The organism is Amorphoplanes friuliensis DSM 7358 (assembly GCF_000494755.1).
Classification (GTDB): Bacteria; Actinomycetota; Actinomycetes; order Mycobacteriales; family Micromonosporaceae; genus Actinoplanes; species Actinoplanes friuliensis.
In genome coordinates this window covers 4,310,471-4,334,210 of the sequence record NC_022657.1, presented here as the reverse complement: position 1 = coordinate 4,334,210, position 23,740 = coordinate 4,310,471, and the positions used below count along the sequence as shown (strand labels likewise).

At 71.1% G+C, this 23,740-nt stretch carries 25 protein-coding genes; 18 read left to right on the top strand and 7 right to left on the bottom strand.

Annotated features, from left to right (window positions below):
• The first annotated feature begins 58 nt into the window (after nucleotides 1–58).
• A complete protein-coding gene (locus tag AFR_RS19995; RefSeq protein WP_023362609.1) occupies nucleotides 59–565 on the top strand; it encodes a TetR-like C-terminal domain-containing protein in 507 nt (168 codons plus the stop codon).
• On the opposite strand, the gene htpG is transcribed toward AFR_RS19995, so the two are convergent.
• Complete coding sequence (htpG, locus tag AFR_RS19990; RefSeq protein WP_023362608.1) at nucleotides 562–2,388, bottom strand: molecular chaperone HtpG; 1,827 nt, start codon at nucleotides 2,386–2,388, stop codon at nucleotides 562–564. The genes AFR_RS19995 and htpG overlap by 4 nt on opposite strands.
• A 206-nt stretch (nucleotides 2,389–2,594) precedes the next feature.
• Here htpG and AFR_RS19985 point away from each other — a divergent pair, with 206 nt between their 5' ends.
• The 3 genes from AFR_RS19985 to AFR_RS19975 are packed head-to-tail and all read left to right on the top strand — an operon-like array spanning nucleotide 2,595 to nucleotide 5,927.
• On the top strand, nucleotides 2,595–3,953 hold the full coding sequence (locus AFR_RS19985) for a ferredoxin reductase family protein (protein WP_023362607.1): 1,359 nt from the start codon (nucleotides 2,595–2,597) through the stop codon (nucleotides 3,951–3,953).
• 4 nt (nucleotides 3,954–3,957) lie between these two features.
• Nucleotides 3,958–4,458: a GNAT family N-acetyltransferase gene (locus tag AFR_RS19980; RefSeq protein WP_023362606.1), complete on the top strand. Its 501-nt coding sequence runs from the start codon at nucleotides 3,958–3,960 to the stop codon at nucleotides 4,456–4,458.
• Between the two features lie 56 nt (nucleotides 4,459–4,514).
• A complete protein-coding gene (locus AFR_RS19975) occupies nucleotides 4,515–5,927 on the top strand; it encodes a hypothetical protein (protein ID WP_148308012.1) in 1,413 nt (470 codons plus the stop codon).
• Here AFR_RS19975 and AFR_RS19970 read toward each other — a convergent pair.
• The gene (locus AFR_RS19970) at nucleotides 5,911–6,342 is read right to left on the bottom strand and encodes an ASCH domain-containing protein (RefSeq protein WP_023362604.1); all 432 of its coding nucleotides are present in this window, start codon (nucleotides 6,340–6,342) and stop codon (nucleotides 5,911–5,913) included. The genes AFR_RS19975 and AFR_RS19970 overlap by 17 nt on opposite strands.
• 33 nt (nucleotides 6,343–6,375) lie before the next feature.
• Here AFR_RS19970 and AFR_RS19965 point away from each other — a divergent pair, with 33 nt between their 5' ends.
• Nucleotides 6,376–7,161 (top strand): SMP-30/gluconolactonase/LRE family protein, encoded by a 786-nt coding sequence (locus tag AFR_RS19965; RefSeq protein WP_023362603.1) that lies wholly within the window; start codon nucleotides 6,376–6,378, stop codon nucleotides 7,159–7,161.
• Here the strand turns inward: AFR_RS19965 and AFR_RS19960 are convergent.
• Entirely contained in the window at nucleotides 7,149–7,610 is a 462-nt protein-coding gene (locus AFR_RS19960) for a GNAT family N-acetyltransferase (RefSeq protein WP_023362602.1), read from the bottom strand. The genes AFR_RS19965 and AFR_RS19960 overlap by 13 nt on opposite strands.
• 77 nt (nucleotides 7,611–7,687) lie before the next feature.
• On the opposite strand from AFR_RS19960, the gene AFR_RS19955 reads away from it, so the two are divergent.
• Both AFR_RS19955 and AFR_RS19950 read left to right on the top strand, forming a co-directional pair.
• Complete coding sequence (locus AFR_RS19955) at nucleotides 7,688–8,599, top strand: helix-turn-helix domain-containing protein (protein WP_023362601.1); 912 nt, start codon at nucleotides 7,688–7,690, stop codon at nucleotides 8,597–8,599.
• A gap of 24 nt (nucleotides 8,600–8,623) precedes the next feature.
• Nucleotides 8,624–8,983: a VOC family protein gene (locus AFR_RS19950; protein ID WP_023362600.1), complete on the top strand. Its 360-nt coding sequence runs from the start codon at nucleotides 8,624–8,626 to the stop codon at nucleotides 8,981–8,983.
• 131 nt (nucleotides 8,984–9,114) lie between these two features.
• Here the strand turns inward: AFR_RS19950 and AFR_RS19945 are convergent, their stop codons facing one another.
• Entirely contained in the window at nucleotides 9,115–10,494 is a 1,380-nt protein-coding gene (locus tag AFR_RS19945) for a nucleobase:cation symporter-2 family protein (RefSeq protein ID WP_023362599.1), read from the bottom strand.
• A 74-nt stretch (nucleotides 10,495–10,568) separates the two neighbouring features.
• Complete coding sequence (locus AFR_RS19940; RefSeq protein WP_023362598.1) at nucleotides 10,569–10,784, bottom strand: hypothetical protein; 216 nt, start codon at nucleotides 10,782–10,784, stop codon at nucleotides 10,569–10,571.
• Nucleotides 10,785–10,998: 214 nt separating this feature from the next.
• Between AFR_RS19940 and AFR_RS19935 the strand changes: the two genes are divergently transcribed.
• From AFR_RS19935 to AFR_RS19925, 3 genes are read left to right on the top strand one after another with little or no spacing between them, the layout of a single operon-like run.
• Entirely contained in the window at nucleotides 10,999–11,769 is a 771-nt protein-coding gene (locus tag AFR_RS19935; protein ID WP_041840998.1) for an alpha/beta hydrolase, read from the top strand.
• 57 nt (nucleotides 11,770–11,826) lie between these two features.
• Nucleotides 11,827–12,666 carry an alpha/beta fold hydrolase gene (locus AFR_RS19930; protein ID WP_041840997.1) on the top strand — a complete coding sequence of 280 codons (840 nt, stop codon included), beginning with the start codon at nucleotides 11,827–11,829 and terminating at the stop codon, nucleotides 12,664–12,666.
• A 2-nt stretch (nucleotides 12,667–12,668) separates the two neighbouring features.
• A complete protein-coding gene (locus tag AFR_RS19925; RefSeq protein WP_023362595.1) occupies nucleotides 12,669–13,553 on the top strand; it encodes an ABC transporter substrate-binding protein in 885 nt (294 codons plus the stop codon).
• A 2-nt stretch (nucleotides 13,554–13,555) separates the two neighbouring features.
• Here the strand turns inward: AFR_RS19925 and AFR_RS19920 are convergent, their stop codons facing one another.
• Entirely contained in the window at nucleotides 13,556–14,362 is an 807-nt protein-coding gene (locus AFR_RS19920) for a CDP-alcohol phosphatidyltransferase family protein (RefSeq protein WP_041840996.1), read from the bottom strand.
• 105 nt (nucleotides 14,363–14,467) lie between these two features.
• On the opposite strand from AFR_RS19920, the gene AFR_RS19915 reads away from it, so the two are divergent.
• The 8 genes from AFR_RS19915 to AFR_RS19880 all read left to right on the top strand — a co-directional run bounded on the left by AFR_RS19915 (nucleotide 14,468) and on the right by AFR_RS19880 (nucleotide 22,407).
• Nucleotides 14,468–15,451, top strand: a complete 984-nt coding sequence (locus AFR_RS19915) for a zinc-dependent alcohol dehydrogenase (RefSeq protein ID WP_023362593.1) — start codon at nucleotides 14,468–14,470, stop codon at nucleotides 15,449–15,451.
• Nucleotides 15,452–15,850: a 6-pyruvoyl trahydropterin synthase family protein gene (locus AFR_RS19910; protein ID WP_023362592.1), complete on the top strand. Its 399-nt coding sequence runs from the start codon at nucleotides 15,452–15,454 to the stop codon at nucleotides 15,848–15,850.
• Nucleotides 15,847–16,926: a glycosyltransferase family 4 protein gene (locus AFR_RS19905; RefSeq protein WP_023362591.1), complete on the top strand. Its 1,080-nt coding sequence runs from the start codon at nucleotides 15,847–15,849 to the stop codon at nucleotides 16,924–16,926. Before AFR_RS19910 ends, AFR_RS19905 begins: the two co-directional genes overlap by 4 nt.
• A complete protein-coding gene (locus AFR_RS19900; protein ID WP_023362590.1) occupies nucleotides 16,923–17,726 on the top strand; it encodes a methyltransferase domain-containing protein in 804 nt (267 codons plus the stop codon). Before AFR_RS19905 ends, AFR_RS19900 begins: the two co-directional genes overlap by 4 nt.
• Nucleotides 17,727–17,786: 60 nt before the next feature.
• Nucleotides 17,787–18,845, top strand: coding sequence for a lysylphosphatidylglycerol synthase transmembrane domain-containing protein (locus AFR_RS19895; RefSeq protein ID WP_023362589.1), 1,059 nt, complete (start codon nucleotides 17,787–17,789; stop codon nucleotides 18,843–18,845).
• 73 nt (nucleotides 18,846–18,918) lie between these two features.
• Nucleotides 18,919–19,608, top strand: coding sequence for a RibD family protein (locus AFR_RS19890; protein ID WP_041840995.1), 690 nt, complete (start codon nucleotides 18,919–18,921; stop codon nucleotides 19,606–19,608).
• 41 nt (nucleotides 19,609–19,649) lie between these two features.
• Complete coding sequence (locus AFR_RS19885; protein ID WP_023362587.1) at nucleotides 19,650–20,297, top strand: GTP cyclohydrolase II; 648 nt, start codon at nucleotides 19,650–19,652, stop codon at nucleotides 20,295–20,297.
• Nucleotides 20,298–20,439: 142 nt separating this feature from the next.
• Nucleotides 20,440–22,407, top strand: a complete 1,968-nt coding sequence (locus tag AFR_RS19880) for a SpoIIE family protein phosphatase (protein WP_023362586.1) — start codon at nucleotides 20,440–20,442, stop codon at nucleotides 22,405–22,407.
• Here the strand turns inward: AFR_RS19880 and AFR_RS19875 are convergent.
• Nucleotides 22,353–23,717, bottom strand: coding sequence for an alpha/beta hydrolase (locus AFR_RS19875; RefSeq protein ID WP_041842441.1), 1,365 nt, complete (start codon nucleotides 23,715–23,717; stop codon nucleotides 22,353–22,355). The two genes, AFR_RS19880 and AFR_RS19875, sit on opposite strands and share 55 nt — an antisense overlap.
• Nucleotides 23,718–23,740: the final 23 nt, after the last annotated feature.

The following is a 23,740-nucleotide window of genomic DNA, read 5'->3' as shown; positions in this document are numbered from 1 at the left end:
AGTCCTCCCGGCGTCAGCGAATGTATACACTGCGCACATTAGGAAGGCGGTGTGCGCAGTGTCAACTTCGCGGTCCTACCACCACGGCGACCTGCCGGCGGCCCTGCTGGCCGCCGCCCTGGACCTCCTCGAGGACGCCGAGACGTTCTCCCTCCGCGCGGTGGCCCGCCGGGCGGGCGTCTCGCCCAACGCCCCCTACCGCCACTTCGAGGACAAGGAAGCCCTGCTCGCGGCGCTGGCCGCCGACGGCTTCGACCGCCTGGCGGACAACCTGGAAGCCGCGGCCACCGTCGTCGACATGGCCGAGGCGTACGTGACCTTCGCCCTCGCCCACCCGGGCCTGTTCCGCCTCATGTACGGCCGCTCGGCCACCAACGCGGCCAGTACCAGGACCGCCGCCGTCCTCGCGAGCCGCCTCCCCGCCCGCACCCAGCAGATCGGCGCCTGGGCCCTCGTCCACGGCCTCGCCGTCCTCCTCCTCGACGGCAAACTCGACGACTCCGACCCCGCGCAGCTGGTCAGGACGACGGTGGCCGCCGTCCTGACCCCTGCGGTGCGTGCCTAGACCGTCCGGGCGAGGCGGTCGGCGAGGAGTTTGGCGAAGCGGGCCGGGTCGGTGAGGTCGCCGCCCTCGGCCAGGAGGGCCGTGCCGTAGAGGAGTTCGGCGGTTTCCGGGAGGTTGGGGTCGTCGGCGCGCTGCTCGTGGGCCGTGCGGAGACCGCTGACCAGCGGGTGGTCGGGGTTCAGCTCCAGGATGCGCTTCACCGGCGGGACCTCCTGGCCCATGGCCCGGTACATCTTCTCCAGGGTCGGGGTGATGTCGTCGGAGTCGCTGACCAGGCAGGCCGGGGACGTCGTCAGGCGGGTGGAGAGGCGTACCTCCTTGACCTCGTCCGTGAGGGTCTCGCCGAGCCAGGTGAGCAGCGGCGCGAACTCGCCCGTCTTCTCCTCCGAGGCCGGCTCGCTGTCGAGGTCGACCGAGCCGCGAGCGATCGACTGGAGTTTCTTGCCGTCGTAGTCGGGCACGGCGTCGACCCAGATCTCGTCGACGGGGTCGGTGAGCAGCAGGACCTCGTAACCCTTGGCCTTGAACGCTTCCAGGTGCGGGGAGTTCTCCACCTGGGCGCGGGTCTCGCCGGTCATGAAGTAGATCTCGTCCTGGCCGTCCTTCATCCGCTCGACGTACGCGGCGAGGGTGGTCGGCTCGTCGCCGGCGGTCGAGGCGAAGGAGGAGATGTCGAGGATGGCCTTCTGGTCGTCGGCCTCGCCGAGCAGGCCCTCCTTGACGGCGCGGCCGAACTCGCGCCAGAACGTCGCGTACTTGTCGGCGTCCTTGGTCATCAGGTCCTTGATGGTGGAGAGGACCTTCTTGGCCAGGCGGCGGCGGATCAGCTGGATGTGGCGGTCCTGCTGGAGGATCTCGCGGGAGATGTTCAGGGACAGGTCCGCGGCGTCGACGACACCCTTGACGAAGCGCAGGTAGTCGGGCATCAGCTCGCGGCTGTCGTCCATGATGAACACGCGCTTGACGTAGAGCTGGATGCCGCGGCGGCCGTCGCGCTGGAACAGGTCGTGCGGGGCGCGGGACGGGATGAAGAGCAGCGCCTCGTATTCGAAGGTGCCCTCGGCGCGCATCTGGATCGTCTCGAGCGGGTCGGTCCAGTCGTGGCTGATGTGCCGGTAGAACTCGGTGTACTCCTCGTCCTTGACCTCGGACCGCGGGCGGGCCCAGAGGGCCTTCATCGAGTTCAGGGTCTCGTCGCCGAGGCGGATCGGGAACGAGATGAAGTCGGAGTACTTCTTGACGATCTGCCGGATCTTGGTCTCGTCGGCGTAGTCGTAGAGCGCGTCCTCCTCGTCCTTCGGGCGCAGGTGGACGGTCACCGCGGTGCCCTGGGGCGCGTCGGTCACCTCCTCGATCGTGTACGTGCCCTCGCCGGCCGACTCCCAGCGCGTACCGGCGTCGTCACCGGCCTTGCGCGTGATCAGGGTGACCTTGTCCGCGACCATGAAGGTCGAGTAGAAGCCGACACCGAACTGACCGATGAGCTCGGCCGACTCCTTGCTCTCCTTCAGGCGGCGCAGCATCTCGGCGGTGCCGGACTTGGCGATCGTGCCGATGAGCGACACGACCTCGTCGCGCGACATGCCGATGCCGTTGTCGCGGACGGTCAGCGTGCGCGCCTCGGAGTCCGCCTCGATCTCGATGTGCAGGTCGTCCGGGCTGGCGCCGTCCTCGGCCAGGGCGACCAGGCGGCGCTTGTCCAGGGCGTCGGAGGCGTTCGAGATCAGCTCCCGCAGGAAGATGTCCTTGTTCGAGTAGATCGAATGGACCATCAACTGCAGCAGCTGCCGCGCCTCGGCCTGGAACTCCAGCGTCTCCGTCATGACACCCTCCGTGCTGTTTCCGGGATTCCCCGGCGATCGTATGACCTCACCGTGACCGCCCGTGCACGGGTACGCCCGGTCGCACGCTTTCCGCGTACGGGGTTGCTGTGCTGAACTGTCGTCGCCTGCGCGCTGTACACCGTCGCAGTGAACCGGATCGCCGACCCGGACGTGTGTGACGCAAGGCCCGCGAACAGGAGACCGCCATGACGGCTGCGAACGAACGGCTGCACCCGGCGCCCACGCGCACGGCACTACCTCCGGCCCAGCTCGCACGGCTTGTCCTCTGGACGGTCGTCGGCGTCAACGTCCTGATCGTCGAGCTCGTGTTCCTCACCGCGGAGGCCGCCAAGAACCCGATCCTGGGCTTCGGCAAGTGGCTCGGCCTGCACCTGGCCCTGATCATGGTGCTGCAGCTGGTCCTGGTCGCCCGCCTGCCGTGGCTGGACCGCCGCATCGGCATGGACCGGCTCACCTCATGGCACCGCTGGACCGGCTTCAGCCTCTTCTGGCTGGTCCTGCTGCACCCGGCGTTCGTCCTGCTGGGCTACGCGAACGAGTACAACAGCACACCCCTGACCGAGTTCAACAACCTCAAAGCCCAGACGCCGGTCCTGCTCGGCATCGTCGCCGCCGTCATCATCCTGGTCGCGGCCGGCCTTTCGGTACGCGCAGCGCGCCGCCGTCTCTCGTACGAGGCCTGGCACGCGGTGCACATCTGCCTGTACGTGGCGGTCGTCCTCGGCCTGATCCACCAGATGTTCGAGGTGTCGACGTTCACGTCCACGCCGCTGGCCACCGCGTACTGGTGGGCGCTGTGGGCTTTTGCTCTGGTGTCCCTGGTTGCCGGCCGTGTGGTCATGCCGCTCTGGCGCAACGCCCGCCACCAGTTCCGGGTCGCCGCCGTGGTGCCGGAGGCCGGCAACGTCACCTCGGTCTACGTCACGGGCAAGGACCTCGACAAGCTTCCCGCCCGCGCCGGCCAGTTCATGATCTGGCGGTTCCCCGGGCATGGGCACTGGTGGGACGCCAACCCGTTTTCCCTGTCGGCCGCCCCGGACGGGCGCACCCTGCGACTCACGGCCAAGGCGGTCGGCTCGGCCAGCGCCAAACTCCGCGACATCCCCGTCGGGACTCGCGTCTTCGCCGAGGGACCGTACGGGGCGTTCACGTCGCTGAGCCGTACCCGGGAATCAACCCTGCTGATCGCCGGCGGCGTCGGGATCACACCGATCCGCGCTCTGCTGGAGGAACTGACCGGCCCGGTAACCGTGCTCTACCGGGCACACACGACCGAAGACGCGGTCCTGCTCGGCGAACTCCAGAACCTGGCGCGCTCCCGCGGCGCCCAGCTGCACCTGCTGACCGGACGCACGGGGGCGGGCTCGCCCCCGAACAACCCGTTCGACCCGCAGAACCTCTCCGCGCTCGTCCCCGACATCCACGACCGCGACGTCTACGTCTGCGGCCCGGCGGCCATGACAAACGCGGTCCTGCGCAGCCTCCGCACCCTCCGCCTCCCCACCGCCCAGATCCACTCGGAACGCTTCAGCCTGGCCGGCTGACCCGATGTTCCTGCGCGACATCCGGCCCGCCGACCTCGAAGCCTGCATCCGCATGCGCGGCGACCCGGCGATGATGGCCGACCTCGGCGGCCCTCTCCCCCGCGACGGCATCGAGCGGTCCTTCCACCGCGAGGTCGCCTGGGCCGAGGCCGGCACGGCCTGGATCAAGATGATCCTGCCCACGGAGTCGTCACCGGTCGCCGGCACGGTCACCGTGTGGCAGCACGACGGCCTCTCCGAGATCGGCTGGCTCGTGCTGCCCGAATTCCAGGGCCGCGGCCTGGCCGGGCAGGCGGTCCGCGAGATCCTCCACCAGGCCGGCGAGGACGGCCGCTGGGGTGTCATCCACGCCTACCCCGGCACGGCGAACGGCCCGTCGAACAGCATCTGCCGCTCCGCAGGCTTCACCTTCGTCGAGGAACTCGACCTGGAGTTCGCCGGGCGCACCCTGCGGAGCAACCACTGGCTCGTCGACCCCGGTCGTGCGCGGGCGGGGCAGCCGTGAGCCGGTGGTCCTGATCTAATCGACGTTCATGGTTGAGGGTTAGCGGGGGCAGGACAGTGGAAGAACCTTCTCGGGTCCGGGCGAGTTTTCAGGCTTCGGTCCAGGCCGAGCCGGCGACGGCGAGTCCGGGGCTGCGACGACGGCTGATCATCGGTGGGGCCCTGGTGGTGGTGGCAGCGGTGGTCGTGGCCGTCGGAGTCGCGGTTGCCGGTGGGCCGTCGGAGAAGCCCGCTCCGGCTCGTGCGGTCGAGCACTACAGCGGCCCGGCCGGCGCCACCACGACACCGTCGGCGGCGAGGACGACGAGGGACAACAGTCCGAGCGGGTGGGTGCAGGAGGCGCTCAACAAGGGTGCGGACGCCCTGGTGAAGGGTGACGAAGCCGGCTGGATGGCGCTCGCCGACCCCGGGAAGCCCCAGGTACGCGCGTACTTCCGCGATCTCTACACCTCGCTGCGCGGGCTCGGTGTCAGCCATCTCGAGTTCCAGACGCTGATCCCGAAACCCGTGAACCGGGAGGGAACCTGGGAAGAGGACTTCTACCTGCTGTACTGCTTCAGCATGTCCTCGTGCCCGGGCTTCAAGTATCTCAACCCCGGAAAGCCCGGCGCGCCGATGATCACGCATGCGCTGACGCTGAAAAAGGCCGGGCCGGGCGACTATCGGGTCGTGAAGGTGGGACGGGCGAAGATGGCCCGGGAGAACTGGTCGTCGACACCCTGGCAGGTCAGTTCGCTGAAGGTGCTGAAAGGCAAGCGGGTCGCGGTCGCCGCGAGCGTGGGCAACACCCGGCGGAGCAAAGAGGTTCTTGCCGCTGCGGAGCGCGCTGCTGTGGGAGCCGACCGTTATGCGGGCCTGGTGGGTAATCCCCAGACCCGGTACCGCGTCTACATGGCGACGGACAAGGAATGGCGAACCTGGTTCGGGGGTCACAGCGGCGACTGGGCGATCGGCTACACGACCTTCCCGCAGGATGTGCTGAGCGAGATCGTGCTGCGGATGAGCCGGGCCGGGAGCGGCCGGTCGCTGGAAAACCTGATCAGGCACGAGATGGGGCACGCGGTCACGCTGGGCGGGCTCCAGCTGGGCTATCAGAGCATCGCCAACCCGGCGATGTGGTTGCAGGAGGGCGTCGCGGAGTACATCGCCTACGCGCCCCGGCCGGCCCGTTCGACCACGCGTCTGCCGGAGGTGCGGCGGGCACTGACCGGCGGTGACCGGCCCAGCAGCATCGTCCTGGGTCAGCTGAAGGACAACGCGAGCCGGAACGAGAGCAGCGTCTACTACGGACTGAGCCACTTCGCCGTCGACTGCCTCGCGAAGAAGTTCGGCGAGAAGAAACTCTTCGCCTTCGTCACGGAGGTGCTGCGGAAGAACGACGGGGTCGACGACTCGTCGGTGAAGGTCTTCGGAACGCCCTTCCGGCCGATCGATCAGGCCTGCCGGACGTGGATCAGGCAGCAGGTCTGAGGGTCGTCACCACGCGGAACCGTTCGGCGACCATGAGGGTGTCGTCGTCGACGGTGAAGGCCGGGTCGCCGAGGGAGGCGCGGGCCTCGGGGCTGTGCCAGAAGTTCTCGTGGCCGGTACGCCACTCGGCCACCGTGGTGTAGCCCTCGCCCTCGTCGATGGCGTGCTGGAGGTCGACGTCGCCGAGGCGGACGGTGTGGACCCCGGTGGTTTCGATGACCGCGACCGGCTGGTCGTCGGAGTCCACGACGACGGACACCTCCCCCACCACGGGCAGCGCCTCACCCTCGTGCTCGTAATCCGCGAGCAGGCTCGACGTCGACGTCTTCGCACCGGACAGGATCGCGCCGACCAACTGATCGCGAAGAGGGCCGGGGAAGGCGAAGTAGGCGCGCGGCATCGCGTCGATATCCATGGCCTGCACTGTAGGCGGTTCTAGGCTGGCGGGATGCGGGTGGTGCTGGACGGGCTGGTCATGGGTGAGTCGGTGCGGTGGCACGACGGACGGCTCTGGTTCTGCGACTGGGGCGCCGGGCAGATCGTGATGCTCGACGCCGGGCTGCCGTCGGTCGTCGCCCGGGTCGACGACTTCCCGTCCTGCATCGACTGGCTGCCCGACGGGCGCCTGGTCGTCATCACCGGACGGGGGCCGTTGCTGCGACAGGAAGCCGACGGCAGCCTGGCGGTGTTCACGACGCTGACCTCACCGTTCCTGTTCAACGACATCGCGGTCGACGGCCGGGGCAGGATCTTCGTCAACAACATCGGGTACGACTTCCCTGGTGGGTCGCCCGCGCCCGGCACCGTTTCCGTGGTCACACCGGACGGGGTGGCGCGTGAGGTGGCCGGTGGGCTCGAGTTCCCGAACGGCATGGCGGTCGACGGGGAGACTCTGATCGTCGCCGAGTCACATGCCGGCCGGCTCACCGCCTTCGACATCGCGCCGGACGGGTCGCTGTCCGGCCGGCGGGTCTGGGCTCCGCTGGGGGAAGGCGCGGCGCCGGACGGCATCTTCGCCGCCGGGGACGGCACGGTCTGGTACGCCGATGTGCCCAACCAGCAGTGTGTGCTGGTGCGCGAGGGTGGCCAGGTGCTGCGGACGATTCCCCTGGACCGGGGCGGCTTCGACTGCGCGGTCGGCGACGGCGTGCTCTATGCCGCCACCGCCGTCTATCCCAGCGCCGAGCCCTCGGGTCAGCTGGTCGCCGTCGACCTGGCGGACTACCGGACGTAGTGCCGCAGCCGCACCGCCTCGCCGCGCGGGCCGGTCCAGTCCGCGGTTGTCGTGTGCGTGTAGCGCCAGCCCGTGCCCTCGTAGAACGCGACGGCACGGGAACCCGGCTTGTCGACGACGTTGAGGATCAGTCGGCCGCCGGCCCACACGCTCACGTGGTCCAGCAGCGCGCTGGCGACCTTCAGGCGCCGGGCCGCCGGAGCCACGAACAGCCGGGTGACCTCCCGGGCGTTCTGGACGGCCACATGCCCGACGATCACGCCGGGTGAGCTCTCGGCCACCCAGGCCTGGTCCAGCTCCGGACGGTCCAGCCACGCCCCGGGATCCGACGGCCACTTCAGCGGGTAGCCGTCGGTCAGGCGTACCTCACGGAGAACTTCCACACACCGGTCGAGGTCCTCGGCCTGCCGGGCCCGGATGGTCAGAGGGCGGATGGTCAGGTTGTTCACCCCGCCATCATGAAGCACCGGCACCTCCTCCGACGAACGGTTGACTTTGCAGCGGCTGCAACGTCGAGGATCTCCGCATGGACACGAACACCGGCCTGCTGACCATCGGCCAGCTCGCCCGCCGTACGGGCCTGGCCGCGCGGACACTGCGCTTCTGGTCGAACGAGGGGGCCATCACACCGGTGGGCCGCACGGCAGGCGGCTACCGGCTCTACGACGCGGCGTCCGTGGCCCGGGTCGAGTTGGTCCGCACCCTGCGTGAGCTGGGTCTCGGGCTCGACGACGTACGCCGGGTGCTCGACGGCCGGGCCACGGTCGCCGAGGTCGCCGAGGTGCAGGTGGCCGCGATCGACGCCCAGATCCGGTCCCTGAAGGTGAGCCGGGCCGTGCTGTCCACCGTGTCGAAACAGCGATCCACCACCGAGGAGACAGCCCTGATGAACCGGTTGGCCCGCCTTTCCGCCGCCGAACGTCTGCAGATCATCGACGATTTCAAGGCCGACGTGTTCGGCCGCCTCGACCTCGAACCGGGTCTGCGCGACCGGATCAACGACCTCCGCATCGACCTGCCCGACGATCCCACGCCGGACCAGGTCGACGCCTGGATCGAGCTGGCCGGGCTGGTCCAGGACCCGTCGTTCCGGGCCCGGATGCGGACGTTCCTGACCCTGAACACCCCCGTACCCGGGCAGAAGGCACCACCCGGCGCCAACATCTGGTGGGCCCGGCAGGTCGCGGAGACCGTCGCGGCGGCCCGGGAGAACGGCGTCGGCCCTGGCGAACCGGCCGCTGCGGAAGTCATCACCGCCATGTTCGGCGACGCGGACCTGAGCGCGGTCCTGGTGTCCCTGGAAGCCGGGATCGACGCGGGCGCGGAGCAATATCGCCGACTCGTCGCCCGCGTGCGGGGACAGCGCAGCCACCCGGACGCCACCGAGGAGCTCCGCTGGCTCGCCACGGCTCTCCGCCTTGCCACCGCGCAGTCATGACCACTGCGACTTACGCTGGCGGCCATGGCCTCCTTCATCCGGAACGTCTCGTTCGACTGCGCCGACCCGTACGCGCTGGCGCAGTTCTGGAGCGAGGTGATCGGCCACCCGGTCCACCCGGACTCCGCTCCCGGCGACACCGAGGTAGTCATCGAGCCACCGCAGGGCCCGCGCTTGTTCTTCCAAGCGGTGCCCGAGGTGAAGATCGTGAAGAACCGGGTCCACGTGTGCCTGCAGCCGGGCGACCGCAACCGCGACGCCGAGGTCGATCGCCTGGTCGCCCTGGGCGCCCAGGTCTTCGCTGACCGCCGCACCACGGACGGCGACGGCTGGGTCGTCCTCCTCGACCCCGACGGCAACGAGTTCTGCCTGACCCGCCCTTGATCTTTCAGGCCCGGGAGCACGGACCTGGCAGGGTGCGGGGATCCGCTCATGGAGCGCCGGCGAAATGGATTCCCGCGCCCGGTCCCCGCGGGAGCGACGGTCGATGACATGCACGAACCGTGGCAAAAGATCTAATGGGCTGGTGAATCCGAGGGAACTTCCTCGTCGGAGGGCTCCGAGGACTCCCTCCGCCACTTGAGGTGGTTGAAGAGGAGGTTCAGGAGGAAGACCACCAGGACCGTCGTGGTGATGGAGCTGCCGAAGATGATCTGGAATTCGTCGGGCATCTTCGCGTAGAAGCTCGGTGCGACCACCGGGACCATGCCGGCGCCGATGGCGACCGCGATGATGAGCAGGTTGTTGTTGCCGTCGAACCGGACGCGGCGGAGGCTGCGGATGCCGACCGCGGTGACGGTGGCGAACATGACCAGGGCCGCTCCGCCGATGACCGGGCCCGGCACGGCCGCGATGATCTCGCCGAGCTTGGGGATGAGGCCGAGCAGGACCAGGATGACGCCCGCCGCCGTGACGACGTAGCGGCTGCGGACGCGGGTGACCTGCACGAGTCCGACGTTCTGGGCGAAGGCCGTGTCGAGGAACGAGTTGAACGTGCCGGCCAGGATGCCGCTGACGCCGTCGGCGGCCAGACCGCGGGCGATGTCGTTCTCCGTGAGTTTCTTGTCGACGAGCTGGGCCACCGCGAGCATGTCCGCGGTCGACTCGACGTAGATGACGAGCATGACGATGCACATCGAGATGATCGCGGCGACGGGGAATTCGGGGGCGCCGAAGTAGAAGGGGCGGGCCAGGCCGAACCAGCCGGCGTCGCCGACGGAGCTGAAGTCGACCAGGCCCATGAAGGACGCCACGATCACGCCGAAGACCAGGCCGATCAGGACGGCCAGGGAGACGAGGAAACCGCGGGCGAACCGGTTGATCAGGACGATCAGCAGGATGATCGCGGCGGCGAGGGCCAGGTGGCTGAGGTTGCCGTAGCCGGGGTCGGACTCGTCGTTGCCGGCGATCAGGCCTGCGCCGGCGTCGATCAGGGACAGACCGATGACCGTGATGACCGTGCCGGTGACCAGGGGCGGGAACAGGTGGATAATCTTCGAGAAGGGTTTGGCGATGAGCAGGCCGAAGACTCCTGCGGCCAGCATCGAGCCGTAGACGGCCGGGAGACCGTACTTGCTGCCGATCAGGATCATCGGGGTCAGGGCCGTGAAGGTGGCGCCCGCGACGATCGGGAGGCGTACGCCGAGGATCTTGCCGACGCCGAAGCTCTGCACGATGGTGATGACGCCGGCCACGAACAGGTCGGCGTTGACCAGGATGGCGATCACGTCGGTGCTCAGTCCGAGCGCGCCGCCGACGATCAGGGGCACGGCGACGCAGCCGGCGTACATGACCAGGACGTGCTGGAGGCCGAGGACCGCCAGGCGGCCGAACGGCAGCATCTGATCGACCGGATGTTTTTCGACGGGCACGGCGACCTCCCGGGGCTGGGACATCCCCGGATTGTTCGCCGTGATTGTTTACGGGCCGCTTCGCTGTGTTGCGTTCCGGTGAACGCTGCGTGACGGCGTCAGCAGCCCGGACCGGCGGCCTGCCCCTTGACGATCCGGTAGGCGGAGATGTCGCCCTTCACGAACGGCTTGATCTGCCTGATCGTGGTCGGGACGGTGCTGTTCTGCGCCACGTACGCGACGATGGCCTGGTCGACCGCGCGGCACGTGGCCTGGCTCGCGACCGTCTTCGCCGTGCCGGTGACGCTGGTCGTGTTCAACGCTGCGTAGGACACGCAAGCAATACTTACGGTGATAGCCGCAGCCATAGCGACCTCGCTCAGGTTCACGGGTATCTCCTGCTCAGTGCGTCGGCGGGCGCCGACCGAGCCACTGTAAGCGAAGTTACCTTCAGTAGCCAAGCGTCCCGAGCGGGAAAGATGCATTACTCACTGTGATGTATGGGCGAGGGGTTGCGTGACTCCCGGCGCCGCGGGGCGTTGGAGAAGCATGAACAGGCGCACAGTGCTGGCCACGATCGCGGCGACGGCGGGCGTGGTGACGGCGGGTGGCCTCTACCGCCGGTACGGCGGCGACGAGCCGGTGATCCCCGACGTCCCGCTCGGCGACGAACGGCTCGAGCAACGCCATTCGGTCGCGCGGGGGCAGGACGTCTACTTCTACACAGCGGTGCCCGCCGGGCACGGCGACGGCCGCGGCCTGCCGGTGCTGCTGGTTCTGCACGGCGCCTCCAAGACGGCCAAGGATTTCCCCGCTCTGGGTCTGGGCCGCTTCGCGACCGATTCGGTACGCCGGGGAAACGCCCCCTTCGTGCTGGCCGGCGCGACCGGAGGCCGCCTGGCCTGGCGCCCGTCCGGCGCCGACGATCCGCAGAAGATGGTCCACGAGGAGATCCCCGCCTGGTGCGCCGAGCGCGGGTTCGACACCAGCCGGATGTCGGCCTGCGGCTGGTCGATGGGCGGCTTCGGGGCGTTGCTGCTGGCCGCGACGTTCCCGGGCTTCGTGCAGGCGGTCGCCGCCTTCTCCCCCGCGGTGTCCCCGGGCGATCCGGTGTTCACGCAGGCCGGCGCCCTGCGTGACGTCCCGGTCGGACTGTGGTGCGGCACCGACGACGGTCTGCTCCCCGAGGTCAAGGCCCTGGAGAAGGCCCTGCCGCAGCCCAAGGCGGCCGGTTCCTATTCGGAGGGACGCCACAACTTCGGCTACTGGAGCACGTGCCTGCCCGCGGCCTTCGACCTCGTCGCACGGGTCAACAGGTAGCGGGCCGTGTCCCGGCGACACCAGCAAACTGTCAGGGTCTGCGGCGATACTGCCGCCATGGGTAGGACGATGGTGCCGGCGAACGGCGTGGACCTGTGCGTGGAGACGTTCGGCGACCGCGACCATCCCGCGCTGCTGCTCATCGGCGGCGCCGCCAGTGCGATGGACTGGTGGGAGGACGATTTCTGCCGCCGGCTCGCCGACGGCGGACGGTTGGTGATCCGGTACGACCACCGCGACACCGGGCGTTCCACGGCCTACCCGGTCGGGTACCCGCGTTACACGGCGGCGGACCTGGTCGGGGACGCGCTCGGGGTGCTCGACGCGCTCGGGATCGCGCGGGCCCACGTCGTCGGCCTGTCCATGGGCGGCGGCATCGCGCAGCGGCTCGCCGTCGAGGACCCGTGCCGGCTGCTCAGCGTGACACTGATGTCGACGAGCCCGGGCGACGTCGAGGAGCCGGCGGCCTCGTCCGATGCTGGTGGGACTCCGTCGGACCCGGTCGAGACGGACTGGTCCGACCGGGATGCGGCGGTGGACCGGCTGGTGGCCGACGTGATCGCCTGCGGCGGGAAGTTCACCGCCGACGAGCGGCACCTGCGTGAGCTGGCCGGCCGGATCTTCGACCGCACGACCGACATGGCCGCGTCGCAGACCAACCACTGGCTGGCCGCGGACACCGGCGCACCGATCCGCGAGCGGCTCGCCACGATCACCATGCCCGCGCTGGTGCTGCACGGGACCGTGGACCCGTTCTTCTCCATGGCACACGCGCAGGCCCTGGCCCGCGAGATCCCCGGCGCGCGGCTCGTGCCCCTCGAGGACGTCGGCCACGAGAACCCGCCGGCGGCGGTGTGGGATGTCGTGACCGCGGAGATCCTGAGGCACACTTCCTGACCATGCGCCTCGTCTCGCTGCTGCCCTCCGCCACGGAGATCGTGTACGCCCTCGGCCTCGGCGACGAGCTGGTCGGCGTGACGTTCGAGTGTGACGAGCCGCCGTCCGCCCGTACCGAGAAGGCGGTGGTCGTCGGCGGGCGGGACACCCGCGGCATGAGCCCGGGCGACATCGACGCGTACGTGAAGGAGCAGCTCAGCGCGGGCGGCGACCTCTACACGCTCCACGCCGACGCACTCGCCGGCCTGGACCCGGAGCTGATCCTCACCCAGGACCTGTGCCGGGTGTGCGCGCTGCCGTCCGGCCACGTCACGGACGCACTCGACTATCTGGGGTGCCGCGCCGACGTGCTGTCGCTCGACCCGTACACCCTGGACGAGGTGCTGGCGACGTTCGTGGCGGTCGGCGAGCGGGCCGGGGTGCCGGGACGCGCGAAGGAGCTGGTCGCCGGGCTGCGCACGCGACTGGCCGCGGTGGCCACGGCGGTCGCGGGACGGCAGCGGCCGCGGGTGGCGATCGTCGAGTGGGTCGAGCCGCCGTTCACGGCCGGGCACTGGGTGCCCGATCTGGTCACGGCGGCCGGTGGGACACCGGTGGCCGCGCGGGCCGGCGCCCGATCGGTGGAGACGACCTGGGCGGAGCTCGCAGCCGACGACCCGGAGATCGTGCTGGTCACGCCGTGCGGCTTCCACCTGGAAGGTGCCGCCGCACAGGCCCGCGAGGTCGTGCGTCACTTCCCGGCCGCGCAGGTCTGGGCGATCGACGGCGACGGCCTGGTGGTCCGCCCCGGCCCCCGGCTGATCGACGGGGTCGAGGCGATCGCGGCGATCCTGCATCCGGGCGCGGTCCCGGCGCCGCCGCCGGGTGCGATCGACCGGGTCGCCTGAGCTCAGACGTTGACGGGCGCGGGGCGCGGACGCTGCCGCGGCACCGTGACCGAGCGGCGGGCTACCACCTCGGCGCGGGCCTCGGCGAAGCGGCGCTTCTGCTCCTGGTCCCGGAGCCACAGCACGTCGCGGCCGAAGGACCAGACCAGCGACACCAGCGCACCGGCGACCGCGGTGAGGGCCAGCGCGTCCGGCAGCAGGCTCGCGGTCGCGACGACCAGCACGACACCCTGGACGGCGGCGACGACCTTGCGCGAGAACTTCGGCGGCAGTGCGGCGTTCAGCCAGGGCCAGGCCCACGACGCGGCGACGAAGACGTAGCGGAAGGCGCCGATCGCGATGGTCCACCAGCCGAACGTGCCGGCCACGAAGACGCTGAGCACCAGGATCAGGAACGCGTCGACCTCCATGTCGAAGCGGGCGCCGAGCTGGGTGGTCGAGTTGGTGCGCCGGGCGACCTGACCGTCCACACCGTCCAGGGCCAGGGCGACCCCGATCAGCGTGACGAGCACCGGCAGGGGCACCGGCGCCTCGAACGACGTCACGACCAGCGCGGTCACACCGCCCACCAGCGTCGCGCGGCCCAGGGTCACGGCGTTCGCCGGTCCCAGGGCGCGCATGCCGGTGCGGTGCATCCCCGCGCCGAGGGACCCGGCCAGGATCACGGCGTACGCCGTGCCGGCCAGCCAGCCGGCCGCGCTGACACCCGTGGTGGCGGCCAGCGCCAGCATCAGGATCAGGTGTGCGGCCAGGCCGACGATCGGTCCACGGCTCTCGCGAGCCGTCATCGTGGCGATACTGATAGTCACCGTGCCTCCGGGTGGGCAAGATCGGTTGCCGCGTATGGTTGCCGCTGTCGTCACTGAACACGCTTGATCCGCGCGTTCGGTTCAGCGCACGGAGGAGAAATACCGATGACGGGTGAGGCCCGCGCTTTCTGGCTCGCCGCGCCTGGGGCCGGCGAGCTCCGTCCGGTCACCCTGAGTGATCCCGGTCCCGGTGAGGTTCTGGTACGCACGCTGCACTCCGGTGTCAGCCGCGGCACCGAGACACTGGTGTTCCGCGGCGGTGTGCCGGACAGCCAGCACGAGGCCATGCGTGCCCCCTTCCAGGAGGGTGACTTCCCGGCGCCGGTGAAATACGGCTACCTGAACGTCGGCGTTGTCGAGCAGGGCCCACCCGAGCTGCTGGGCCGTACGGTCTTCTCGCTGTACCCGCACCAGACCCGCTTCGTCGTCCCGGCCGAGTCGGTGACCGTGGTCCCCGAGAACGTCCCGGCCGCGCGGGCCGTCCTGGCGGGCACGGTCGAGACCGCGGTCAACGCGCTCTGGGACGCCGCGCCGCTGGTCGGCGACCGGATCGCCGTGGTCGGAGCCGGCATGGTCGGTGCCAGTGTGGCCGCGGTCCTGGCGCGCTTCCCCGGGGCAAAAGTGCAGCTGGTGGACGCCGACGCGGCCAAGGCCACGGTTGCGGCGGCGCTCGGTGTCGGTTTCGCGCTGCCCGCCGACGCGACCGGCGACTGCGACCTGGTCGTGCACGCCAGCGCCACCTCGGCCGGGCTGACCCGGTCCCTGGAGCTGCTGGCCACGGAGGCTACGGTCATCGAACTGAGCTGGTACGGCGACCGCGAGGTCAGCGTGCCGCTCGGCGAGTTCTTCCACTCGCGCCGCCTGGTGGTCAAGAGCAGCCAGGTCGGCGGGATCGCCCCGGCCCGCCGCGGCCGCCGCAGTTACGCCGACCGGCTGGCGATCGCCCTGGATCTGCTGGCCGACCCCGTCTTCGACGCCCTGATCACCGGGGAGTCGGATTTCGAGCAGCTGCCCGAGGTTCTGCCCCGGCTGACCGACGGCACGCTGCCCGCCCTGTGTCACCTGATCAACTACCCGGCAGGAGAGTGAATGTTCAGCGTCACCGTCCGTGACCACATCATGATCGCGCACAGCTTTTCGGGGGAGGTCTTCGGACCGGCCCAGAAACTGCACGGCGCCACCTTCGTGGTCGATGCCACGTTCAAGCGGCCCGAGCTGGACGCGGACAACATCGTCGTCGACATCGGCCGGGCGAGCGAGGAGCTGCACACCATCTGCGGCACGCTCAGTTACCGCAACCTGGACGACGAGAACGAGTTCGCCGGGCAGAACACCTCCACGGAGTTCCTCGCCAAGGTGATCGCCGACCGGCTCGCCGGCAAGGCGGAGTCGGGCGACCTCGGCGTGGGCGCGCGCGGCCTGACCGGCATCGCGGTCACGCTGCACGAGTCGCACATCGCCTGGGCGAGCTACGAGCGGAACCTGTGACCGAAGCCTTCCACGTGGTGCTGCCGGGCGGGATCGACGACCCGGCGGCACCCAGCGGCGGCAACACGTACGACCGCCGGGTGCTGACCGGCCTGGCCGCCACCCGCGACGTGCACGAGATCGCGGTCCAGGCGACCTGGCCGCACCCCTCCGCGGCGGCACGGTCGGCGCTGGCCCGGGCCCTCGCCGGGCTCCCGGACGGTACGACCGTGCTGCTGGACGGCCTGGTCGGGTGCGCGGTCCCCGACCTCCTGGAGCCGGAGGCAGGACGGCTCCAGCTGGTCGTGCTGGTGCACCTGCCTCTCGGCGACGAGACCGGGCTGTCACCGGCCGAGGCCGCCGACCTGACCGCGCGGGAACGACGCGCTCTCCACGCGGCCGCGGCCGCCGTGGCGACCAGCGCAGGTGCGGCGCGGAGGCTCGAGACGCTGCACGACCTCCCGGCCGGGAGCGTGCACGTCGCTCCCCCGGGTGTCGACGCCGCGCCTCTCGCGGAAGGGTCGCCGGGCGGTGGCCACCTGCTCTGTGTCGCCGCCGTGACCCCCCGCAAGGCGCAGGATGTGCTGGTCACAGCCCTGCAGTCGCTGTCCGGGCTGCCCTGGACGTGCACGCTGGTCGGCGCCCTCGACCGGGCACCGGACTTCACCGGACACGTCCAGGAGCTGGCGGCGGCGATCCCTGCCCTGGCCGGCGGTGAGGGCGGCCGGGTCCATTTGGTGGGGACGCGGACCGGGGAAGCGCTGGCCGAGACCTACGCCGGGGCGGACCTGCTGGTGCTGCCGTCGCTGGCGGAGACGTACGGCATGGTGGTGACCGAGGCGCTGGCGCGCGGCGTCCCCGTGCTCGGCACCCGGGTCGAGGGTGTGCCCGAAGCCCTCGGCACCGCCGCCGACGGCACACTGCCCGGGATGCTGGTCCCCCCGGGCGACCCCGAGGCCCTGGCCACGGCACTTCGCCGCTGGCTGACCGAGCCCGAGCTGCGGCAGCAGTGGCGGGCCGCCGCCCGGAGCCGGCGGGACGGGCTCCGCGGCTGGGACGAGACGACACGACGATTGAGCGAGGTGCTGGACGCATGACCGGAGAGTTCAGTTCGACATGGCTGACGCTGCGCGAGCCCGCGGACGCGGCCGCCCGCGCGGTGGAACTGGTCGAGGCCCTGCGCCTGCCCGCCGGAGGCGAGCTGGTCATCCGTGACCTGGGCTGCGGCACCGGTTCGATGGGCCGCTGGCTCGCCCCGCGCCTGCCCGGCCCGCAGCGCTGGGTGCTGCAGGACCGCGACCCGGCGCTGCTCGCGCACGCCGCCGCGCACCTGCCGGCGGCGGCCGCGGACGGCAGCCCGGTCACGGTCGAGACGGCCGAGGGTGACGTCACCGCGCTGACCGTCGAGGACCTGGCCGGCACGTCGCTGGTCACCTGCTCGGCGCTGCTCGACCTCTTCACGACCGACGAGGTCGCCGCGCTGGCCGAGGTGTGTGTGGCCTCGGGCACGCCGGCGCTGTTCACGCTGTCGGTCGTGGGCGAGGTGACGTTCGAGCCGGAGGACCCGCTCGACGCGGAGGTGGCCGCCGCGTTCAACGCCCACCAGCGGCGGGCCGTCGGTGACCGGAGACTGCTCGGGCCCGAGGCGGTCGGTGCCGCGGCGGAGGCTTTTGCGAAGGCCGGCGCCACGGTCGGAGTACGCCCGAGCCCGTGGCGGCTCGGGCCCGGTGAGGCACAACTCACTGCCGAGTGGCTCCGGGGGTGGGTCGGCGCCGCCGCCGAACAGCGACCTGACCTGCGGCTGGACGCGTACCTGGAGGGCCGGATCGAGGCCGCGGAGGCGGGCCGCCTGCAGGTAACGGTCGGGCATCAAGATCTTCTCGCGCAGAAAGACTGAACCGCCTGCCGCCGCTGCGACGTATTAGTCGCAGAAGGGTGAACCTGAGGGGGCAGCGGAATGAACCGATCGATCTGGGCGTGGGTGCGGGTACTCGGCGGGATGGGAATCCTCGCCGTGTTGCTCTGGCGCCTGGGTACCGGCGCCTTCCTCGACGGGCTGCGGGTGATCGACGGCCCGGCGCTGCTGACCGCGTTCGGGATCGGCGTGGCCACGACGGTCTTCTCGGCGTGGCGGTGGTGCCTGGTGGCCCGCGGCCTCGGCATGAAGCTCTCGCTGAAGGGCGCGATCGCGGACTACTACAAGGCGCTGTTCATCAACGCCGCCCTGCCCGGCGGGGTGCTCGGCGACGTCGACCGCGCGGTGCAGCACGGCCGCGAGGAGGGTGACGTCGGCAAGAGCGTCCGGGCCGTGGTCCTCGAGCGCACGGCCGGCCAGGTCGTTCTCATCTCGGTCGGTGTCACCGTGCTGCTGACCGTGCCGTCGCCGGTGCTGTCGCACCTGGAGGAACACGCCCGCTCGATCGCCGTGGCCGCGGCGACCGTCGCCGGCCTGGCGGCTCTGCTGGTCTTCGCCTTCTCGCGGCTGCGCAGCGGCGCGTCGCGCTGGGCCCGCGCGGCTCGGACGGGCGCCTCCGAGGTGCGGTCCGGGCTGCTCTCCCGGCGCAACTGGCCCGGCATCGTGCTCGCCTCGACCGTGGTCCTGGCCGGTCACCTGGCCACCTTCGTCGTCGCCGCCCGGGCCGCGGGCTCGGACGCCTCGCTGCTGCGCCTGGCGCCGCTGATGCTGCTCGCACTGCTGGCCATGACCCTGCCGGTGAACATCGGCGGCTGGGGCCCGCGCGAGGGTGTGACCGCCTGGGCGTTCGGGGCGGCCGGTCTCAGCGCCACCCAGGGCCTCACCATCGCCGTGGTCTACGGCCTCTTCGCCTTCGTCGCCGCACTGCCGGGCCTCGTCGTGATCATCACGCGGGCCCTGGCCCGGGCGAAGGCCCGCCGGGCCGCCCGGGTCGTCGTGACCGAGCCGGTCCTGGCGCCGATCACCCTGGCCACCCCGGTGGTCGTCCCGCAGCAGCGGATCATGATCCCGGTCCGGGAGCTGGTCGGCACCGGTGCCTGAAAGTGTCACAGCCTCATGTTCGGATTATGTTGGACCCCGGGGTGACGGTGGTCGCTCGTCAGGGGGGCCGTCAGTGCTGCAACGTCCGTATGTCGTGCTCAGTTGCGGGATGTCCATCGACGGCTACGTCGACACCCCGGACGACGAGCGGTTGCTGCTGTCCAACGACGCCGACTTCGACCGGGTCGACGAGGTCCGGGCCGGCTGCGACGCGATCCTGGTCGGCGCGGCCACGGTCCGCCAGGACAACCCGCGGCTGCTGGTCCGCGACGAGACCCGCCGCAAGGCCCGGGTCGAGCGCGGTGAGCAGCCCGACCCGGTCAAGGTGACCGTCACCAACAGCTGCGACCTGGACCCGGACGCCCGGTTCTTCACCCTGGGCGAGGCCGACAAGCTGGTCTACTGCGTCTCTTCCGCCCTGCCGAACGCCCGGCACAAGCTGGGACGGGTCGCTACCGTGATCGACGGCGGTGATCCGCTCGATCTGGGCCAGGTCACCGCCGACCTGCACACGCGCGGCATCCGCCGCCTGATGGTCGAGGGAGGCGGCATGATCCACACCGGGTTCCTCACGGCCGGCCTCGCCGACGAGCTGCAGCTCGTGGTCGCGCCGTTCTTCGTCGGCGACTCGCGGGCGCCGCGCTTCGTCGGAGACGGCACCTTCCCGTGGGGCCCGCGGCGCCGCGCCGACCTGACCGAGGTCCGGCAGATCGGCGACGTGGTGCTGCTGCGCTACGCGCTCTCCGACCGCTACCGGGCCTGACCTGGGTGACCGACGTGTCCGACAAGAAAACTGGGGGGCCGATGACCGAGGCGCTGGGCCTGGGGACGATTCCGAAAGCCACGGTACGCACCCGCGTCACCGTCCCGCTGCGCTTCGCCGACGGCTACTCGACGACCGCGCGGGTGCTCACCTTCGACGGGCTCGTCGACGGCAAGGAACACCTCGCGCTGGGCCTCGGCGACTGGGAACGCGCCGTGCAGGCCACGCCGCTCGTCCGCCCGCACAGCGAGTGCCTGACCGGCGACGTGTTCGGGAGCCAGCGCTGCGACTGCGGCCCGCAGCTGCGCGAGGCGGTCGAGCGCATCACCGACACCGGTGGCCTGCTCCTCTACCTGCGCCAGGAGGGCCGCGGCATCGGCCTGTACGCGAAGCTCGACGCGTACGCGCTCCAGGAGGCCGGGCTGGACACGTACGAGGCGAACGTCGCGCTCGGCCGCGGCGAGGACGAGCGCGACTACACCGCCGCGGCGCAGATGCTGCTGGCGCTGGGCGCGGGCCGCATCCGCCTGCTCAGCAACAACCCCGACAAGGCGGCCCAGCTCGAGGCCCGCGGCGTGCGGATCGCCGAGCGGATCCCGACGGGTGTGCATCTCTCCTCGGCCAACCTGCGCTACCTGGCCACGAAGGCGACACACACCTCGCACACCCTGGACCTGCCCGGCCTCTGACCGGACGCTGGTCATCGGCAGCGACGGGGGTCGATCGGGAGAGGTTCCGGAACCGGGGGAACCGCACCCGTTCGGCATGCTCGCCCGGCGATCGGGCACGATGATGACCAGGACGGTCGTGAATCGGCGAGTGCGAGGTGAGATGGGCGACGAGCAGGACGTGGTCACCTCGGCCGCCGAACAGATGCCCTTCATCGTCATCCTGTGCGAGGGTCCCGACCTGCGGCTCGCCTGGATCAACGACGCCACCCGGGCCCTGATCCCGGATCGCGACGCGGTCGGGCGCACCCTGGCTGAGGTTTTCGCCGACCTCAGCGGCCAGCAGTGGATCGACATGTACAGCACCGTCTACCGCACGGGCGAGGCGATCGCCGGCGCGGAGTGGCGGGCCCACCTGACCAACCCGGACGGGTCGATCCACGAGATCTACTCCAACTTCAGCATCAGCCCGTGGCGGGACGCACGGGGTGAGATCCGCGGTGTCATCGGCGCCGGCTTCGACGTGACCGAGATCGTGACCGCCCGGATCACCGCCGAGCGCGAGACCGCCCAGCTCCAGGAACGCTACGAGCAGACCCGGGACGTCGTCACCGCCCTGCAGCGTGAGCTGCTCCCCCGAGGGCTGCCGGTGCTGCCGGGGCTCCAGGTCGCCGCCACCTACCTGCTCGCGGACACCCACCGTTCGGCCGGAGGCGACTGGTTCGACGCCGTCGTGCGGCCCGACGGCACGGTCGCCCTGGTCGTCGGTGACGTCGTCGGTCATGGCGTCACCGCCTCCGGCGCGATGGGTCAGCTCCGTGCGGTTCTGCAGGACCGGCTCGACAGTGGCGCAGACCTCGTGGAGGCCCTCACCGCCGCCGACCGCTTCGCCCGGCGGCTGCCCGCGGCCCGCGCGACCACGGTCTGCGTGGCCGTTCTCGATCCCGCCGACGGATCCCTGGAGTACTGCACGGCCGGGCACCCGCCGCCGCTGGTCGTCTCGGACACCGGCGGGACGCGCTATCTGCGCAGCACCGGCGGCGGTCCGCTGGGCACCGGCGACGTGGGCGAGTTCCCGGTCCGCTCCGACCGGCTCGAAGTCGGTGACCTGCTGCTGCTCTACAGCGACGGCATCCTCGAACGCCCCGGCCGGGACCCGGCAGCGAGCATCGAGGACCTGGCCCGGGTGGCCGCGTCCGCCGCCACCGGGCGGGCGCTGCACGCACCGGACGCCACCGCCGCCGACCGTGTCTGCACGCAGACCGTCGAGCTCCTGGTCCGCGCCACCGGGCACGACGACGACATCACGCTGCTGGCTGCCCAGCGGGTCACCCCCTCGGCCGACCTCGACCTGGTGCTCCCCGCCGAGCTCACCTCGCTGCGCGCCTCGCGGATCGCCCTCGCCGACTGGCTGGCCGGGGTCGGCGCGACCGACGACGACATCTTCGTGCTGCAGCACGCCCTGGGCGAGCTGACGACCAACGCGATCGAGCACGCCTTCGGCGGCGAGCTCGGGCACGCGGCGGTCGAGGTGTGCGTCACGCTGACACCCGAGGGCCAGATCAGCGCCCGGGTCACCGACCACGGCACCTGGCGCGAACCGGCCCGGCAGACCCTGCGCGGGCGCGGGCTCGCGCTCACCGCCCAGCTCGTGACCCGCTTGACGGTGGTGCCGGGCGAGCACGGCACGGTCGCGACGGTGCTGCACACGCTGACCCGGCCCGCCCGGACCCCGGAGCTGACCGACGGGCGCCCACCGCACATCGCCCTGGGCGAGCCTCTGCGTCTCGAGGACGTGCCCGGCTCGGGCGACGCCGCCGTCCGCGTCGAGGGCCCGGTCGACGCGACCACCGCCGCCCACCTGCAGCAGGATCTGCTGCAGCGCACCCGCGGCGGCCACCTGCCGCTGAGCGTCGACCTCACCGGCGTCACCCACCTGGCCAGCGCCGGGGTGGCCGCGTTGCACTACGTGGCCGACCGCCACCGCCGTGAGGGCACCGAACTCGACCTGCACGCGCGGCGGGGCAGCGTCGCCCAGCACGTGCTCGAGCTGGTCGCGCTGCCCCACCGCGTCGATCAGGCCGCCGGGCACACCGTCCCCGGCGCCGGGAGCGCCGCCGAGATCAAGTAGGCGTCGACGGCACTCCTCATGCAGGTCGAGCCGTACGACCCGTGCCCGGCACCGGCGTACGTCAGCAGCACCCCGTGCCGGCCCAGCTGCCGCGCGACCTCGGTGGCCCAGTTGTAGCCGGTCGCCGGATCGTGCCGGGCGTTGATCAGCAGGAGCGGTGTCCGGGTACGGACGTGCAGGACATGCTGGGGACTCGCCACCGGTTTCGGCCAGCCCAGACAGTCCGACAGCCCGAACGTCGCCGCCGGCAGGCGCACGTCCGGTGCCTCGGCGGCCGCAGCACGCAGCAGACGCTGGTACTCGCGGTAGTTGCGGACCGGCAGCGACCAGTCCGCGCAGAAGACCGCCTGGACCGGTCGCTGCGACGCGGGTGACGCCGTACCGCCGTCCCGCAGGCCGTCGATGAAGGTGGCCAGGGCCGGATAGTTCGGCTTGCGAAGGGCGTCGTGCGCGTTCGCGGCCAGCTCGAACGCCGATACACCGAGGGTGCCGTCGTCCGCACGGGCCATCTGCTGCGCCCAGATCGACCGGACGTCCTCGCCGTGCAGCACGCAGGCTTCGGTGGTGTCGCACCACGCGACGAACGCGTCGAACGAGTCCTGGAGTGCCCACGCCTGAGTTGTCAGGAAGCCGCGGGTGTCCTGGCTGTGGTCGACGACGCTCTCCAGGACCATCGCCCGGACCCGTCCCGGGTAGCGCTCGGCGTAGAGCTCACCGAGCAGCGTGCCGTAGGACGAGCCGTGGAAGGTCAACGACCGCTCACCGAGCGCGGCGCGCAGCGCGTCGAGGTCACGGACCGTGCTGCCGGTGTCGGCGTGGTCGAACACCGGCCCGGTCAGGACCCGGCAGGCGTCCCAGAACTCCCGGTTGGCCTTCCTGGTCGCGTCGAACTCGGCCTGGTCCTTCAGGACGGCCGGGGCCGGCACCTTCGTGGGGCACTTGATCGGATTACTGCCGCCCACACCCCGCGGGTCGAAGCTGACGATGTCGAAGCGGCTGCGCAGCTCGTCGCTGAACCGCGACTGTCCGGTCACGACTCGTCTGACGCCGGAGTCGCCCGGCCCGCCGGGACCGAAGATCAGCGTGCCGATCCGGGTGGACTCCGGGGCGGCACGCCGGGCGACGGCCAGGGTGAAGGTTGCACCCGACGGCTCGGACCAGTCGACGGGCAGCGTGAGGTCGGCACACTGGGCGTCCTTGTCGGCCGCACAGGGCCGCCAGTCGATCGGGGCAGGACGGGCGGACGCCGGTGGCGCCACGGCGGTGACCCCCGCGGCCACCGTAACGAGCACCATAAAACGGGCAATCATCATGGATCGACTCTCACGGATCC

Excerpts from the sequence above, each read along its gene's own strand:
- AFR_RS19980 (WP_023362606.1), top strand. The coding sequence starts at position 3,958 with ATGTTCCTGCGCGACATCCGGCCCGCCGACCTCGAAGCCTGCATCCGC.
- AFR_RS19955 (WP_023362601.1), top strand. The coding sequence starts at position 7,688 with ATGGACACGAACACCGGCCTGCTGACCATCGGCCAGCTCGCCCGCCGT.
- AFR_RS19895 (WP_023362589.1), top strand. The coding sequence starts at position 17,787 with ATGAACCGATCGATCTGGGCGTGGGTGCGGGTACTCGGCGGGATGGGA.
- AFR_RS19950 (WP_023362600.1), top strand. The coding sequence starts at position 8,624 with ATGGCCTCCTTCATCCGGAACGTCTCGTTCGACTGCGCCGACCCGTAC.
- AFR_RS19925 (WP_023362595.1), top strand. The coding sequence starts at position 12,669 with ATGCGCCTCGTCTCGCTGCTGCCCTCCGCCACGGAGATCGTGTACGCC.
- AFR_RS19880 (WP_023362586.1), top strand. The coding sequence starts at position 20,440 with ATGGGCGACGAGCAGGACGTGGTCACCTCGGCCGCCGAACAGATGCCC.
- AFR_RS19985 (WP_023362607.1), top strand. The coding sequence starts at position 2,595 with ATGACGGCTGCGAACGAACGGCTGCACCCGGCGCCCACGCGCACGGCA.
- AFR_RS19930 (WP_041840997.1), top strand. The coding sequence starts at position 11,827 with ATGGGTAGGACGATGGTGCCGGCGAACGGCGTGGACCTGTGCGTGGAG.
- AFR_RS19915 (WP_023362593.1), top strand. The coding sequence starts at position 14,468 with ATGACGGGTGAGGCCCGCGCTTTCTGGCTCGCCGCGCCTGGGGCCGGC.
- AFR_RS19910 (WP_023362592.1), top strand. The coding sequence starts at position 15,452 with ATGTTCAGCGTCACCGTCCGTGACCACATCATGATCGCGCACAGCTTT.
- AFR_RS19935 (WP_041840998.1), top strand. The coding sequence starts at position 10,999 with ATGAACAGGCGCACAGTGCTGGCCACGATCGCGGCGACGGCGGGCGTG.
- AFR_RS19965 (WP_023362603.1), top strand. The coding sequence starts at position 6,376 with ATGCGGGTGGTGCTGGACGGGCTGGTCATGGGTGAGTCGGTGCGGTGG.
- AFR_RS19885 (WP_023362587.1), top strand. The coding sequence starts at position 19,650 with ATGACCGAGGCGCTGGGCCTGGGGACGATTCCGAAAGCCACGGTACGC.
- AFR_RS19875 (WP_041842441.1), bottom strand. The coding sequence starts at position 23,717 with ATGATTGCCCGTTTTATGGTGCTCGTTACGGTGGCCGCGGGGGTCACC.
- AFR_RS19970 (WP_023362604.1), bottom strand. The coding sequence starts at position 6,342 with ATGGATATCGACGCGATGCCGCGCGCCTACTTCGCCTTCCCCGGCCCT.
- htpG (WP_023362608.1), bottom strand. The coding sequence starts at position 2,388 with ATGACGGAGACGCTGGAGTTCCAGGCCGAGGCGCGGCAGCTGCTGCAG.
- AFR_RS19945 (WP_023362599.1), bottom strand. The coding sequence starts at position 10,494 with ATGTCCCAGCCCCGGGAGGTCGCCGTGCCCGTCGAAAAACATCCGGTC.
- AFR_RS19900 (WP_023362590.1), top strand. The coding sequence starts at position 16,923 with ATGACCGGAGAGTTCAGTTCGACATGGCTGACGCTGCGCGAGCCCGCG.